At 53.1% G+C, this 16,113-nt stretch carries 13 protein-coding genes; 5 read left to right on the top strand and 8 right to left on the bottom strand.

The features are described from left to right. Positions 1–132 precede the first annotated feature (132 nt). From ACYVIY_RS03475 to ACYVIY_RS03465, 3 genes are all read right to left on the bottom strand, one after another. A complete protein-coding gene (locus ACYVIY_RS03475) occupies positions 133–2,214 on the bottom strand; it encodes a sulfatase-like hydrolase/transferase (protein WP_460974877.1) in 2,082 nt (693 codons plus the stop codon). Between the two features lie 129 nt (positions 2,215–2,343). Continuing rightward, positions 2,344–2,529, bottom strand: a complete 186-nt coding sequence (locus ACYVIY_RS03470; RefSeq protein ID WP_460974876.1) for a hypothetical protein — start codon at positions 2,527–2,529, stop codon at positions 2,344–2,346. Between the two features lie 41 nt (positions 2,530–2,570). Beyond that, the gene (locus ACYVIY_RS03465) at positions 2,571–4,232 is read right to left on the bottom strand and encodes a carboxylesterase/lipase family protein (RefSeq protein WP_460974875.1); all 1,662 of its coding nucleotides are present in this window, start codon (positions 4,230–4,232) and stop codon (positions 2,571–2,573) included. Positions 4,233–4,504: 272 nt separating this feature from the next. Between ACYVIY_RS03465 and ACYVIY_RS03460 the strand changes: the two genes are divergently transcribed. Both ACYVIY_RS03460 and ACYVIY_RS03455 read left to right on the top strand, forming a co-directional pair. Beyond that, positions 4,505–4,834 carry a hypothetical protein gene (locus ACYVIY_RS03460; protein WP_460974874.1) on the top strand — a complete coding sequence of 110 codons (330 nt, stop codon included), beginning with the start codon at positions 4,505–4,507 and terminating at the stop codon, positions 4,832–4,834. Between the two features lie 47 nt (positions 4,835–4,881). Beyond that, on the top strand, positions 4,882–5,358 hold the full coding sequence (locus tag ACYVIY_RS03455) for an Hsp20 family protein (RefSeq protein WP_460974873.1): 477 nt from the start codon (positions 4,882–4,884) through the stop codon (positions 5,356–5,358). A 54-nt stretch (positions 5,359–5,412) separates the two neighbouring features. On the opposite strand, the gene ACYVIY_RS03450 is transcribed toward ACYVIY_RS03455, so the two are convergent. Further along, positions 5,413–5,538: a hypothetical protein gene (locus tag ACYVIY_RS03450; protein ID WP_460974872.1), complete on the bottom strand. Its 126-nt coding sequence runs from the start codon at positions 5,536–5,538 to the stop codon at positions 5,413–5,415. Between ACYVIY_RS03450 and ACYVIY_RS03445 the strand changes: the two genes are divergently transcribed. Beyond that, a complete protein-coding gene (locus tag ACYVIY_RS03445; protein WP_460974871.1) occupies positions 5,537–6,361 on the top strand; it encodes an SGNH/GDSL hydrolase family protein in 825 nt (274 codons plus the stop codon). The genes ACYVIY_RS03450 and ACYVIY_RS03445 overlap by 2 nt on opposite strands. Before the next feature lie 70 nt (positions 6,362–6,431). Here the strand turns inward: ACYVIY_RS03445 and ACYVIY_RS03440 are convergent, their stop codons facing one another. After that, a complete protein-coding gene (locus tag ACYVIY_RS03440) occupies positions 6,432–7,772 on the bottom strand; it encodes a sensor histidine kinase (RefSeq protein ID WP_460974870.1) in 1,341 nt (446 codons plus the stop codon). Positions 7,773–7,949: 177 nt separating this feature from the next. Here ACYVIY_RS03440 and ACYVIY_RS03435 point away from each other — a divergent pair, with 177 nt between their 5' ends. Next, a complete protein-coding gene (locus ACYVIY_RS03435; RefSeq protein WP_460974869.1) occupies positions 7,950–8,690 on the top strand; it encodes a carboxypeptidase-like regulatory domain-containing protein in 741 nt (246 codons plus the stop codon). A gap of 5 nt (positions 8,691–8,695) precedes the next feature. Here ACYVIY_RS03435 and ACYVIY_RS03430 read toward each other — a convergent pair whose 3' ends face one another. The 3 genes from ACYVIY_RS03430 to ACYVIY_RS03420 form a co-directional block, all read right to left on the bottom strand. After that, a complete protein-coding gene (locus tag ACYVIY_RS03430) occupies positions 8,696–9,718 on the bottom strand; it encodes an SPASM domain-containing protein (protein ID WP_460974868.1) in 1,023 nt (340 codons plus the stop codon). A 181-nt stretch (positions 9,719–9,899) separates the two neighbouring features. Further along, positions 9,900–10,490 (bottom strand): Uma2 family endonuclease, encoded by a 591-nt coding sequence (locus ACYVIY_RS03425; protein WP_460974867.1) that lies wholly within the window; start codon positions 10,488–10,490, stop codon positions 9,900–9,902. Between the two features lie 23 nt (positions 10,491–10,513). Next, positions 10,514–12,499 carry a hypothetical protein gene (locus ACYVIY_RS03420; RefSeq protein WP_460974866.1) on the bottom strand — a complete coding sequence of 662 codons (1,986 nt, stop codon included), beginning with the start codon at positions 12,497–12,499 and terminating at the stop codon, positions 10,514–10,516. A gap of 169 nt (positions 12,500–12,668) precedes the next feature. Between ACYVIY_RS03420 and ACYVIY_RS03415 the strand changes: the two genes are divergently transcribed. Beyond that, positions 12,669–16,058, top strand: coding sequence for a zinc-dependent metalloprotease (locus ACYVIY_RS03415; protein ID WP_460974864.1), 3,390 nt, complete (start codon positions 12,669–12,671; stop codon positions 16,056–16,058). The last annotated feature ends 55 nt before the right edge of the window (positions 16,059–16,113 follow it).

The raw sequence follows: 16,113 nt of genomic DNA, 5'->3' as shown, positions 1-16,113 counted from the left end.
AAACATAAAATTTATATATACTACTTGACAGCCTGTTTATTGGTATACAGGAAGAGTAATCAGCACTGTGCCGATAAATTTTTGTAGACCCGTCCAGCTATTGAACCGTGATTACAGATAAGCGCCGAATTACTATCGGCCTGACCTGGCCTTGTCATTCACATGCTGTAATCGTACCGGTGCCAGAGGTTGCGCATTGAATCCTGGACCGCTCCATTGTATTTTCAGGTCAGGCGTTCCCTGGGTATTCCGGGCGTAGATGATCAGGATTGGGTGGTGGCCTTTTTCGAGTTGAATGGTAGCGGATAAAGTTTCACCGGGCTTGTAGTCTTTACCCGTGTGCAAAACAGTAGCCTCGTGCAAGCGAACCATAGCGCCCCGGTCGGTCTGCAACGAGAAGGTATACGCTCCCGTCTGCGGTACGTCGAGCAAACCACTGTATTCAAGAACGACGTCGGTATCGCGCGTCCGGACTCCCACATCTACGCCCTTACTAATTCCGGTTTTAACGGGCTTCGTGGGTAAGCTCGCTACGTTTGGCGTCCAGGGTGTAGCGAGTTCATAGGCGCGGTAACGAAGTCCGGCCGTTGAGGATCGTACAAGAGCCAACGCTGGAACAGGCGTCTCATCATACGGTCGCCGGGCGCTCGAATCTGGCCGACGTACCTGTAATACCCGCTGTTTCATCCGCTTTTGAAGCGTCGAAAAGTAGGGACTGCTGCCCGCCAGGTTATTCCGTTCTTTCGCGTCGGTTCGGATGTCGTAGATTTGAAACTCATCGTCGGCCGATTGAATATTGGTTCGAACACCTTTGTAGCCATCCAGGTAAATGACCTGCATCTCGCCGTGTGCCTGCCCTTTATGTGCTGGTTCGAAGTCCGCATAATCGGGCGTCTTGCCGTCAACCTGATACTCAATATATACCGTACCTGGCCGTTGCATTTCGTTTCCGGTCAGCGTTGGCAGCAGCGACACCCCATCTGTACTGGCGGGAGCGGGTACGGACGCCAGTTGAGCAAACGTGGGCAGCCAGTCATGGAATCCGCTGGGTGAATCGGAGCGCTGACTGGCCCGGATATGTCCCGGCCACCGTACCAGCGTCGGCACCCGGATACCACCCTCCCATACATCGCGCTTGATGCCATCCATCGCTCCGTAGCTATCGAAAAAATCAGGCGCATAGTCGCCATAGCCGTACGATTCTTTGTGCGGGCCATTATCGGAAGTGAACACAACGAGCGTTTCCTCGTCAATGCGCAAATCCTTCAGCAACTGCATAATATCGCCTACCCCGTCGTCGATCCGCCGAACCATACTGGCGAATCGCTTCTGATAATCTGGCCAGTCTTGATCGGCATAGTCGGGGTGTATATACGTATCGATAGTATCGGAAACCGTGTTCACATACTGACCGGCTTTCCCTTTCCATTGTACTCCACCCTTTAGTCCACCACCTGCCGGATAGGCCGATGAAGCGACCTGTAAGCCCGCGTGTGGCGTATCATAGGCCAGATACAGAAAGAAAGGCGTTTCGGGTTGATTCTGCCGCTGATCAGTTATCCACTTTTTAGCGGCCGCCGTGAACAGATCGGTGGTATAAACGCCTTTGAGTTGCTGCGAAATTTCGTCGTTGCCCTGATAAAGCTGGACGGGGGTTCGCTGCCGGGCTTTGTGAGCCGGATAATGATTGTGCCCATCGCCATGCCGAACGTAGCCCAGGAAGTAGTCGAATCCGCGTTTGGTTGGGTAAGCTTCCCAGGTCTGAGGGCTGTTTCCAGTCGTACCCTGTAATCCCCACTTGCCGACCAGACCTGTAGCGTATCCGGCCTGTTTCAGCACAGAGGCCAGTGTATGATCGTTGGCCAAGGCTTTGTCAAACTGGTTATTTCTGACGTTCGCGTGACCCTGGTGTCTGCCCAGCATCAGCGACGCCCGCGAGGGGGCACACACGGGAGCTGGTACGTAGTGGCGGGTTAGCGTCAATCCCTCCCGAGCCATCTTATCCAGTTGCGGGGTCTGATGAGCCGGTTGTCCCCGGCTGGGTCGCCCGTTCTGAAACAAAACGCCTACATCGCCGTACCCCAAATCGTCGGTCAGAATAAAAATGATATTGGGGGCTTTTTGCCGCGCCAGCCGCTTGTTGATTGGTTTTCGGCCTGCTGACAATCCAACCAGCAGAACAGCAGCGAACAAAAACAGGGATAATCGAATCATGGATTTGTAACGGATAAGACACGAGCATTGCTGATCCAAAAAGCCAGGATGCCTTCTGAATCTACCTCGTATCTTACCCAGATTCCTTAAACCGATTGGCTTATCCTGTTTTGTTAGTTCTATATGGTCCTACTGAGTTGGCCGGCCTAGCTTAGGTACTGCCTGGCAAAATCGTTTAAGCCTGCTATTTCCCAGATCGGCGGCCAACCGGTCGGTCAGCATCAGTTGCAGATCCAGCACGGCCGATTTGTCACTTTTGCCAACCGGAGCCTGACCAGAATCCCGGCCTTTGCCTTGCGTCCAGTCAGTAAACAACCAATACGTTACGTTCTGACATTAGCCGGACCAGATTTTGGTTAGACCCTTCCGATGGATCGCCACATAGCCAGTTCCTGACTGAATCGGTTGTTCAGTACGGTACATTGGGTGTCGATCCGCATTGTTGGGCGATCCTTGAGGTTGTAAGCAGGCCACGCCGGTACGTCTTTAGCCGCCGGTTTTCCCGTTCGGGCGAAGGTCGTCCACAGTTCGGCAAAGTGGTGAGAGGCTGTGAACCGTTCGGGGCGATTACCCCCAAAGAAACTTTCTTTTGGCGCCGACCCGTCGCGGGGCGGAATTTCATTGTTGAACTTGAACGAAATATCCATCGCGTGGGGCGTCCCCATCGCATAGTCGGTGCCGGGAATCTTCTTCTCGGACTTATAGCCGAAATTATAGAGATAAACCGGTGCTCCGCCCTGCTTTGTCTTCTTTTCGGCAATGTCTACCGAACCCAGTCCCATCATTGCGATGGAAGAAATAGCCACAAAAATATCCGGGGCCGTGGCGTTGGGGGTAGCTTTTCGGTACGTTTCGATAATCTTGGCGGTATCCTCGCCGAACTGCGGTTCCAGTCGTTTTTGCACCCCGTCAAAATCAAGTTTAGCAAAGTCAGTGTCTTTCCGCTCCCAGGCAAAGAAGGTGTGTTCATCTTCATTCCAGCCTACCAGCAGGGGTTTGTTGCGGGACAGAGCCGGGGCCGTTGGATCGAAGGGATGGTGGGGTAATACGTTGCCATCGACTACAGGCGCAAATCCACCGGCTCTGCGTTGCATACCTGTCTGCTTCTGGTTTTTCTCCTGGAAGGGGGCTACAGAGGGAAGCTTGCCCTGCATCACCAGCAGTTCAGATGCGGGAATGTCCAGCAGTTTTCGCCAGTCTTTCGGCGCAATATTTAGCTCTTTCAGGAGTAGCGCGGTCGTTTCGGCAGCGGTCTCTTTGGGGGTCATCCGAACGCCCGGTCCGCTCTCAATGGAGGCTTTGTTGAAATAAGGAGTGGCTGAGGGCATAGCGTACAGGCAGGACGTTTTCGCCCCTCCACCCGATTCGCCCCAGATCATGACGTTGGCCGGATCGCCCCCAAACCGGGCAATGTTGTCGTGCACCCATTTGAGCCCGTCGACGATGTCGAGCATGCCCATATTACCCGAACCTGCGTAGTCCGGGCCGGCAATCTCATCCAGGTACAAAAAGCCCAGCAGACCCAGCCGGTGGTTTGTCTCGACCACTACGACATCGAAGTTCCGGGCCAGATTTGATCCATCTTGACTGGCCGAGGCTCCCGATCCGATGACAAAGCCCCCGCCGTGGCTATAGAACATGACCGGCCGTTTCCGGTTGTCATTGGCGGGCGTCCATACGTTCAGAAAAAGGCAATCTTCGGAAGGAGCCGGTTCATTACGTCGGGGTGGTTGAATGGCTGGTGCGCCAAACTCAAGCGCATCGCGTACGCCCGTCCAGGGTTCGAGCGGAGTTGGTCGGCGAAACCGCCGATCGCCCGAAACTCGACCGCCGTAGGGAATACCCCGGAAAAGATTGACGCCGTCTTTACGCAGCCCTCGCAGGCGGCCGTGCGTGGTATCGGTCACCACAAACTCATCGGCTTTGCCAACGGAAGAGAATCCAAATTTGGGAATTGTAGCGAGTGCCGAGGTTAGGGCTAATTGACTTAAAAATTCACGTCTGTCAATCGGATTCATAGCGTAAAGACTTTCTTTTGGACAGATTAAGTAAGGAACATTTCAGGCAAAAAGACGGAAAAACAGCCGAAAAGTCTAATCATACTTTATGACTAGTATTCCTAAACAGTTGGTGCACACCCCTTGCGGCATTGTTAAGTCAACGCACGCCACCCATCTACAGGTAAGCAGTTTGCGGTAACCAATCGTTTTTTCAAAAATTTTAAGGCGGCTTACAATATCGTTCGCCCGGATTCCGACTACCCTATTGAAGCCTCGAACGCAAGTAGTTGATGAATCGTACGGTTCTGCGCTGGGCCCAGGTGTTTGCAGCTTCACAAACCTTTAAACAAGACAACACCATGAATATGTATCGAGTAGCAGGTCTTGCCCTGGCGGCTGGACTGGCTTTATTTCTCTTATCCGTACTGATCAAGTTACTCCTGGTAACATTTGCAGCCGTGCTGGTGGTACGGGTGGTCGGCGGGTATATCTGGAGCCGGACGGGTGGGTCGCTGGGCCGGGGCGGCTGGCGGTCACCCCAAATCATATCTATTGACGCTCCAACCTATCGTTCCCCAATGAGTCGGGTCAGCGTCGACCGGGTAATTCCAATCGGCTAGTTCATAGCCATGTCTAATCAGTAAACACAAGATTAACACCTACAACCATGTATCAGAAACAAGCATTTCAATCAGAACATACAGGTAATTGCGGCTCACGTGGCCGTGGCAAATTCGGTGGTCCCTGGGGACGAGGCAAGTTCGGCAACTTCTGGGGCGGCCCCGGCTTCGGTCGCTATGCAGGCGGTTTTGGGCAACCACCCGTCAACATTGAAGAGACCGATGGCGAGTACGTAATCTCTTTATTTGCAGCCGGCCTCGTTAAAGAAAACGTAACGCTGACCGTAAAAAACGACGTACTGGCCATCGCATACCCCAGCGTAAACCAGGAAGCGGATTCAGCGTCAAGCAGTGCCTATACGTATCAGGAATACACGCAAAGGGCCTTTGAGCGGTCGTTTCAGCTGAACAATAAAGTGCTGGTCGACAGCATTTCGGCGAGCTACGCCGATGGTATCTTAAAAGTAGTTCTGCCCAAAAATCCGGCGACGAACCAACCGGCGCAATCGATTACGGTCGGGTAATGATTGTTTAAAAATCGGAAAGGCCAGGCCGTTCATCGGCACTGGCCTTTTTTGTTAGGTCAGCTTGTTGATACGTACCGTAAGCGTTCTGAATCCAGGAAAAGCAGTAAACGATTCCTTGATCTGTCTTTCCGCCAATGCGGGTCGATGATACGCCAACTCGCCCAACGACGATCGCATGAAAAAATTTGTACTGCTCTTAGCCCTGGTTTGCCTGTTCAGTTCCTTCGATCAGAGACCGCTTACCTGGACGGCCATCGGTGACTCCATTACGTACCTGAACGACCACCTCAACGAAACGGGCAACCGGGTCACCAAAGGCTACATGACGCGGGTCGTTGAGAAGTTACCCAACATCAGCTATAAAAATCAGGGCTATAATGGGTGGACAGCAGTACGTATTGCGCAGTCGATTGATACGCTCGGCATTACCAAATCTGATATTTATTCCATATTCCTCGGCACCAACGATTGGTGGGGCGGCAAGCCGCTGGGCCGCTTCCTCGATTACCAGAACAACACCGGCACGGCCACGGTATACGGCTCCTTTCGGGTCATTATCAACAAGCTGCGGAGCCTTAATCCCGAGGCTCGTATCCTGTTGATCACACCTATGCAGCGCGTTGATTTTGTGTATCTGTTTAATTTCAAAAACAACGCCTACGGCTCGTATAAACCCAAGAACGGGCAGTCGCTCGAAACCTTTGCCAGGGCAATCGATTCGATCGGGCGGCACGAGCAGTTTCCGGTGGTCGATCTATACCATACTAGCGGATTGAGCCACAAGAAGCTGGTTAAATACAAGCGGCTTAAAGACCCTCAAACGGGTGTTTACACCAAGTATCCGTATCCCAAGTTCGTTGATGTTCCGTTTAATCCTGATACCGACGAATACCCGTATCCGGTTGAATCGGTTGCCAAAACCTATGATGGTCTGCATCCCTCCGACGAAGGCTACGCCATCATCAGTCGAAGTCTGGTCAGGATCCTGAAAAAGTATTGATGTTGGTACCCCTCCTGTTAGGGTATGTCGGGAGAGAGACCACAAAGGTAGCGTTGGGAGCCGGGGCCCTCTATTGGTTTGAAACCACGACTGGTTTGGGCAGCAGAATGGGCAGGGTTACGCTGAACCAGTTTTCCCGCTCTTCGATCAATGGCTCCGGCTGGTTCAGCAGGCGATACTTCGTAGCGATGTTTGACAGCCCCACCCCATTCGATTCGACTTTAAGGCGTTTGCGCTGAAGCGTATTTTCTATAATTAGCTGCTTTTCCTGATTGGTGCGGATGCGAATCTGGAGCGGCTGCCGGGCCATGACTACATTGTGTTTGACGGCGTTTTCGACCAGTAATTGCAGCGTTAGTGGCGGTAACAGTGATTCAACGTATTGATCGGCGACATCAATTTCCAACGCAATGCTGTTGCCAAAGCGCGTACGCAGCAAATGAAAATACGAACGAATAAAATTCAGCTCGACGCTGAGCGTTGTCAAGTCGTTCTCGTTGCTGCGGAGCAGGTAGCGGTACACACTCGATAGCTCATCCACAAAACTGCTCGCCTGGTTGGGGCTTTCGTCAATTAGCGAGGAAAGCGTATTCAGACTGTTGAACAAAAAGTGGGGATTGATCTGGCTTTGCAGCGCCTGCATTTGCGCTTCGGTTTTTTCCTGTTTCAGTTGCTGTAGCGCCAGGTCAGCCTGCAAATGTTCGCGCTGGCGTTGCTCCCGTTCCTGCTCCAGATTCTTTTCGATCACCGCTTTCCGAACCGCTTCCCGTCGGTGGCGGTACGAAATACCCAGCGAAAAACAGATCAGATCCAATACCACCCCAAGCTGCACAAACGAATCGGGATGACGCCATAAGGGCAGACTCAGGCTAAGATTCGGCGAATGCAAAAGCAGTACGGTCGTCACGGCATGATTGACCAGTAACAAAGCCGTACCGGCCACAAAAAAGCGCGCTACTACGTCCCGAGACCGATAGAATGAGAAAACGATGTACGTGCCAACGCTCAATAAAGCCAGCCGCACGGGTTGAAGCAAAAGCTGGTGCAACCCCGTTTGCCAGAAGTCCGTGAACAGGTAGATATACGTTTTCACGACGCAGTACAGCACGAGCAGCCCCTGCACCCGGGTTACCCATTTCAGAAACGTAGGGCGCTCCCGCAAGGTCAGGAAAAGTTTGGCCAGTTCGAGGTACAGAATATAGCCAGTGTAGGACAGCAATAGCTTCCAGAAGTTGCCAATATTGGTCGGAAGCTGGAAGTGATTGATTACAAAGTAAATCGCCCAGATCGAGGTATAGATGGAGTAGATACCGTAGATCCGTTCGCGGTACATAAACCACTGCACGGAGTTGGCCAGGAGCATGGCCAGCACCATACCCAGAAAAAGAGGAGACCACGCTTCGTACGTCATCGATTCAGGAAGGCCAGGAGGAAACAAGCCTAAGATACGGCATAAAACAAAACGAGCATTGGGCTTATCGTCAGTCTTTTACGGTTCGCTTCCCTAAAATGTCGTTTCAGCCCAAAGTAGACAGGTTATCAGAGAGCGACAGCCCAATTTTGGCGCATCAGACAATCGCTTTTCGCCATGAAACTACAAGCTTACCCAATACTTATTACGTTCCTTTTAGTTAGCGGCATGGCCTGCGAGCAACCCGCAGGGACCGATGGCCCTAATCCACAGCCTCGACAAGGCGTTGTGTCGGGCCAGGCTACCGACTCACAGGGGAAACCTTTGGCCGGGGCCAAGATTGTGGTGAACAACACCCAGTTTTACAACAGCAACATTCTGGGGCAGACCGATACGCAGGGACGGTATCAGCTCAACGTAACACCCGGTTCGTGGTACGTGCGGGGCACGACTAAGGTTAAGTTTGACGGGAAGGAGTACGTGCTTGATCTGGATCCTGACACCGATGTCGCGTTTGCCGGAACGGAAGGGACACAGCGAAACCTGCGGCTAAAACTGGCGGGTCGACGTACCGGTGAGTTTGGCAACGATGGCTATTATGGTGGGCAGGTTGAAGTATTTAGTGGCGACTGGTCAATCAACACCGAAGACGTAGCCCTCACGCTTGAACCGGTTGGCACGCTCATCGATGGCAGCACGGGGCAAACCATCAGCCGAACGCCAGCGCGGATGTTTATTGATGATGTACCGCTGGGCAAGTATAAACTCACCGCCCGTTACGTTCCCGAAAACAAGCCCCTGAAGATTCGTATCCGCAATCAGAATCAGGATTATCTGTCATCCGTTACGGCCAGTTTCGATCCGTCGTACCCAGGCGCAACGGGCTCCTACAAACTAAACGTTGAGGTTACGTTGTAAGCTGACTACGCCCAGACCTTGGTGCCTTCGGTGCAGTTGCGGCACATCTCGATTTCGGAACGTGAGCGAAGCAGGGTCTGACGGAAATCCGTGTACGAGGCTCCATGCCACAGGTCAGCGAACGATTCGGTTTGAAGATCGCCGAGCCGGTGGTGTGCGTCTTTGTCGAAACAGCACGGCACCACCAGCCCATCCCAGGTAATGACGCAGGAGTGCCACATCTTCCAGCAATGGTCGCCAAAGCCGTTTTTGATCTGGTACGTTCCGTCGGCCTGCTGTGCGTACCGGCTGTACTGATCGATCGTTGGAATAAGGTCAGAACCCTGTTCGTAGTCGTAGATCTGAGCCGTCTTCAACCCGACTTCATCGACACCTAGTTCGCGGGCCAATTGTTTCACTTCGGCAATCTGGTGCTCGTTCGGTTTGACCACCAGAAACTGAAACACAACGTGGGGCGTACGTGACTTCAGTTCTTTCTTCCAGCGCAGGATGTTTTTGGTGCCTTCGAGTACTTTTTCCAGCTTCCCTCCCACCCGATACTGCTGGTACACTTCCTGCGTGGTGCCATCAATGGAAATAATCAGCCGATCGAGCCCCGACTCCACCGTTTTGCGGGCATTGGCATCGGTCAGGTAATGGGCGTTGGTACTCGTGGCGGTGTAGATATTACGGTCGGTCGCGTATCGTACTAAATCCAGAAATTGGGGATGGAGATACGGCTCGCCCTGGAAGTAAAAAATGAGGTAGAGCAAGGTCTCGTGCAGCTCGTCGATGGTACGTTTGTACAGGTCCTCACCCAACATGCCCGTGGGTCGGGTAAACGACCGTAAGCCACTGGGACATTCGGGACAGCGCAGGTTGCAGGATGTTGTCGGCTCGAACGATACCGACATCGGTAGGCCCCGGTGCGTCGGCTTACCGGTTTGCTTCGCTACGTAATAACTTGACAGCACCTTAAGCGCGTTAGCCACCCGTTTTGGTGTCAGTTTCGACGCAAAGTTCAGACCGTCCTGGAGGTTACGATTCATGGATTCTGACAAAGAACAGCGCAGCTCTTTATCCGTAAAGTTTTCCGCTGTTGATAGCCCGTAAACTACAGTGAGTGATTTACGGCAGACAAAGATAGACACCAGGCAATGCCGAAACCTCTTTTCCGATCAATTGATACGGTTTGGTAATAAGGGAGCAACGGTTTTCTTACGAGAGCTTCTAGATTGAACTGGTTGAGGGCAGCAGTTCATTGACCGTAATTTGAAAATCGTTCAGTACCGGGCTGGCTGAGCATATATCGTCGTCGGAGCAGATCTGAACGATTTTGCGCCCGGTATAAACGTGCACTTCCCTATTCTCCGGGAAAATATGCCACACAACCTGCACACCCGCTTTGAAGTATTCAATCCGTTTGGCTTCGACTTTTTCGCTCTCGTCGGTGGGCGAAATGATTTCGATACAAAATGCCGGAATGGGTTCCTCGTCTTCGTTCTGAATTTGCGCGTCAGAGAAGTACGCCATATCGGGTCGACGCATCTGAATTCCCGTTAACATGGCATCCTGTTCGCAGATGAGTTCACCACCTTCGCGATGAGCTTCTGTTAATAGGAAAACCCGGTTCAAGTGTTTAATCAGCTTCAGATGTTTTCGTTTCATATTAGCAAAGCGAATCAATTCGCCATCGTTCCATTCGTATTTGTAGCCGTCATTCGGCTCAAATGTCAGGAACTCCTCAAACGTAGTAGGCAGGGCGTTTGTCGCGGATTGAGTCGGTGTCATCGTAATATGCAGCACACGGTTTATACGCAAGATACGCGATTAAGCTGGTTTCTTCAAGATTGGCCAACCCGTTTCCAGACCTGGCAATGATTGGCTTCAAATATCAGTTCACTACCTTCCAGGCCCGGTATTAATTTCGGTAACGGTCCGTTCACGCTGGCTGCGAAACTGTAGCCGGTGGGCTCAACGTGGGTCCAGACAATATAATCAAATTCATCGCCGGGTGCCACAAGCCAACGGGTTTCTTTTCCCCTAATCTCGGGCCAGATCCGTTCGGCAAACTCACGAATACGCATGATGGCCGCAAACTGGTTCGCATTTTGTCCCCACTGATACGGACCGTGCGTTACCTTATCCGGCTGGTTATCATCTTCGATCTGAAAGACGTACAGTTTGCTGTATTCTTCATTCGCTCCGCGCTCCTCGTGCAGGTTTCGAAGTTCAAATCCTAATGCTACGTAGCTGGGCATGTCCGTTACGAACAAGGCCGTGAAATACCGAAATACGTTGCCAGTGCGGTAGAAGGCGTCAAATCGTGGGTCGTCTTTATCGGCCGTCATCACCGTAAAATTGGGCGCAAACCGACGCGTTTTCAGATATGTATAATATTGACGAAACTGTTTCTTAAACGCATCAGAGCCAACGGCCATCGACTGTAAATCGCCCAGTGTCGAATCGGCCTCGATCGCTTCCAGATGATCCAATTCGTCGCCATAGCCCATGGTATTCGGCGGAGCCAGAAACGTTTCGGCAAAGAACCCATAATACGGTGCGCCGTTCTGCTGAACATACCTCTTAATGGCCCGTAACGGATCGTAAAAGTCAGTCGACGGGTCGTTGGCTGATAGGGCAGGTACGCCCTCCGGCCGCATCTGAACGTGCGCCATGTCGCCCCGCATAAAATCGAAATTATAAGTCCGCTGGCAGTCGCTGAACTTGCGGCATACGTAGGCCCAGGCCGGACGATTCGGCTGATCGAAATCAAGCGCCCAGTTCTGGTTGTTGTCTTTCGACTCGTAGAACCGATAGCGAGCCAGCGGCCCAAACACCCGCGACATTGTCTGCGGCTCATCAAAGGCGTACTGATACCAGACCTGACCGTAATCGTCTACGACAAAATCAGCCGGGTTTATATGCAGCCCACGATACGGTGGCCCCATCGTCATCGGAAGGGTTTCGAGTCCCTGGGCCGTCAGGTGACGAATCAACGTAATCCGTCGGCTCAGCCGAACGCCATAGTCGTGCGGATTGCCAAACAAAATGCGTAGCCGTTGTTCATCGGTCAGAACGCTGATTTCCGTTGAGAAAAAATCGTCTTTGGCAAAGGTGAGTGGTGTGCCGTCAGCAGCCCCGCGGCATTTCAAAAACTGCCAGATCGATTCTTCTACGTAGCGATACACCGAACTGGTATGATCAACCAGGGTTGGGCCGCTGCGCTGTACCCACTCGAACAACGACGGACAAGCCAGCACCATCTCCGAAAATCGATCCGTATGCGGAATAACGTCCATACCCACAGTACGTCCCAGTGCATGCAGCAGGTTGGTAACGACTTTGAGTTGCTTCTCGACGGTGTTCAGCGCGGGAATAAACTGAGCCAGCTCTACGTCGAAAAATTCCGGATTGATCTGCCAGCTGACCATGCCGTATAAACTGCCCACAACACCGGGTTCCCAGATTGGCAGCAGGTGAATACTATCGTGCGTAGCCGGTATGGTCAGTACGTAGTTGATGATCCGCCAGAATGAGCCAACGGTTCGAACGTTGATACCCACCATGTTGCTCTGCTTCAGCCACGTACCATCGGTAAACCGTTTCGCCGGGCTGTCTACCGTTTCGGCTGGGTCTAATGCGCGACGTAATGTTTCGTTGCCCAGTCGTTTGTGCAGCAGTTCAAGCGTCTGATAAACAGAAAACTGTAGGGCCGTTTGCGGGAGCAAATGCGCAATAAACGACACGTAGCCGGATTGATAAGCGTCTACAGAATGGGTGTAATTTTTACCCCAGTCGGCTTGCAGGTCATTGAGAGTCGTAGACATAGAACAAAGATAAAAAACATCAGAACCGCCGAACTGTTCAGGTGGGCCGTTTCAACTCCCCGCCCTCCGTCTCCTTTTTATTGTTTAGTCGCTTTTCGTAAGCAAGCAATGGTTACATTTGAGGTTGTATAAACCTGATCAGCGTATCGACTACACTTTACTTCTATTCATGCCCTTGTTTTTACGTACCTTATTTGTAGGCCTGCTGGCCCTACGTACTTCCGCGCTTATAGCCCAACCTGGCCCGGCTCAGTGCGGCACCTTACCCCCCGATCCGACTACGTATCAGCAAATGGTCGTACGGCTCAGAACCTCGCCCAGCGCCCGGATGGGCATCGGTTCTTCCGTTAACATACCCGTCGTGTATACATTCATCCGGCCGACTTCCAGCCAGGGTCAGCCCCTGAGCAAGAATCAGTACGACGACATGAACCAGAGCTTCTATTGGCTGAACCGATACCACCGTGAGAGTAATCTAAACTATTACATTGCATCCGTCAACATTATTGACGAAGACGCGCTTAATAACCGGCTATGGGATCCGTCGGATGGGTTTAACTATACATTTCCGTTACGTTTACCGAAGGATGCGCTTAACATTGTGGTAACGCCCACTATGACCAACGCAGCCGGTTACGCCTACTACCCTAACCGGTATGCCGGTCAATCCACGAACGTAGTCTACGTCAGCGCCTATTGGCTGGGCCGACAAATGAACCTGCTGCCCCATGAGGTAGGCCATTACTTCAATCTGATGCACACGTTTGACTATGGCGGCACGGGTAAGGAGCTGGTCAATGGCTCGAACTGCTCAACGGCCGGGGATTTGGTCTGCGATACGCCCGCCGATCCGTACGATGTGAATAATCCTGGAACACTGAATAACGGCTGCCAGTATATTGGTACCGTCAGGGACGCCAATGGAGAGTTGTACCGACCCGATATGACTAACATGATGAGCTACTGGCACGCATCGGGCTGGGGCTGCAGCACCGATCACCTGACAACCGGTCAATTCAACCGACTCTACGACGGTTATCGCTTTCGATTGGAGAATCTGGGCACGGGTGAACAGCAGTACAGCCTGAGCGCGCCCGAAGCGACCATCGAAATTCCGCAACTCAGCTTAAGCCGTTCGGGTACCGCTGCGATGCTCTCGGCCCGGCTGGTTACCGGAACGACGGGCCTAATCATTGAACGAAGCGAATCGCCCGACGGTCCCTGGAACGTGCTGGCAGGTATCTACGCCCAAACTTACTACGACACCCCCGACCTGAGCCGAACCTGGCATTACCGCGTTCGGAACAGCAACTCCACCCAGTACAGCAACGTAGCAACCCTGAGCCCGTTAAAAGCGCAGACGATTGCGTTCAGCTCAATTCCTTCGAAAACATTCGGCGATGAACCCGTCACATTGAGCGCAACCAGTTCCGCCGATCTGCCGATTACGTTCCAGGTTAGCAGTGGCCCCGGACAGATTCAAAACAACAATCAGCTTTTCATTACCGGAGCAGGCGCCATTCATGTGCAGGCCGTTCAGAAAGGCAACACGGAATATGCCGCCACTGTAGCCTACCAGGTCCTTAACGTAGCAAAGGCCCACCAGACAGTTACCGTTGTTCCTGTGCCGGATAAAACGTACGGAGATGACCCCATTCTGCTGTCGGCGACGGCCACCACTGGTTTGCCCGTACAATTTCAGGTCACCGAAGGGCCCGGTTCCGTTGCCGGAGATCAGCTTTCCATTCGGGGGGCGGGCGTCATCACCTTGCAGGCGTATCAGCCCGGCAATCAGAACTACAGTTCGGCATCGGCACCATTTTTCATCAAGGTAGCCAAAGCCAATCAATCGCTCCAGTTCTATGCCATCGGCGACAAGACCTACGGCGATACAGCTTTCTATGTATCGGCGGTGGCGACATCCCGGCTTGGTATTACGTATCAGGCCAAAGGACCGGCATCGGTGGCTGGTAACCGGGTCGAGATTACGGGTGCGGGCACCGTGACCCTTACGGCCCAGCAGCCGGGCAACGAAAATTATAACCCCGCCGAGGATGTCATTCAAACGTTCAGGATCGCCAAAGCCGCCCAGCAACTCCAGGTCGTTCCGGTTCCCGACAAGACGTACGGCGATGCTGCGTTTCAGCTTCCAACTACCAGTACATCGGGCCTGTCGCCTTCGGTGCAGGTTATGACCGGTCCGGCCCGATTCAGCGACGGTTTGGTTCATCTAACCGGGGCGGGTACGGTAACGGTACGTATTGGCCAGCCCGGTAATGACAATTACGTATCAGCGAAAGACACCACGCAGACGTTCACCGTAGCCAAGGGCAGCCAGACCATTACGTTCAATTCCCTTAATCCGGTTACCTATGGCGATGCCAGCGTATCGCTCGGGGCGCGGACCTCGTCGGGCTTGCCGATTACGTATCAGATTCTATCGGGACCGGCTACGCTGGATGCCGACCGGCTGCTCATCGGGGGCGCGGGTCAGGTTGTGATTAAGGCCACGCAGCCCGGCGACGCTAATTATCTTCCGGCGACCGACGCTAGTCAGACGCTTGTTATCCAGAAACGACAGCAGGTAATCCGGTTCGATACCCTCACCGACCGCCCGTATTCGCCCGCTCTGCTGGACTTGAAGCTGGTCAGCAACTCCACGCTACCCATCAAGCTCAATGCAACGGGCCCTGTTGAAGTGACGCCAGATAATCAAATCCGTATGCTCCGGGCCGGAACCGTTACCATCACCGCTACGCAGCCCGGCGACACCAACAACCTGGCGGCCGAAACCGTCACACGGTCGTTTGTGATTCAGAAAACCGCCCAGCAGCTGGACACCATGCCCGACGCTATTCAACTCGCGACGGCTACGTATCCACTCACCTTAACAGCGTCGAGCGGACTACCCGTTACGTATGAGTTGCTGAACGGCCCGGCGACCTTGCAGAATAATACGTTAACATTTCGCGATTTCGGTCGAATCAGCCTGCGAATCAATCAGCCGGGCGATGATCGCTACCACGAAGTTCAGCCGCAGACCTATGAAATTTGCGTGAATCCGATGAAACCGCAGATTACCAGCGATCCGGCGTCTCCATTCCTGCTCGTATCGAGCAGTCCATTCCGCAACCAGTGGTTCCGCAACGGCGATACGTTACGGGGGGCTACCACACCGACCCTAGCCGTTACGCTGGCCGGTGAATATACCGTCCGGGTCACTAACCCCGACCCACAATGCGCGAATACGCAACAGTCTGACAGTCGGCAGATCGTTATTCTGGCTGTCGATGAACCCGTTGTTAATCAGCTCAGCATCTGGCCGAATCCAGCCACCGATCAGGTGCAGGTCCGGGTGGCGCACGGGCGTCCGGGATCCCTGGCGACTGCGGACTTGCTAACCCTGACGGGGCAGGTAGTGCTGGCTCCGGTGGCGCTGGTCCGCTCGGCAAACGCCCTGGAAGCAACCCTATCTCTGGAACATATTCCGGCCGGAATCTATTTGGTTCGCGTGCGGATCGGCGACCAGACACTCGTTCAGCGACTCCTGATTCGATAAAGCGCAAAACTGTTTACGGCTGGCTACGTTAACTCTTTGCTGAGAGTACAGCGTA

The sequence above is a fragment of the Spirosoma knui genome (assembly GCF_054780635.1).
Note: the sequence above shows the minus strand (reverse complement) of the source record. Positions and strands in the feature narration are given on the sequence as shown.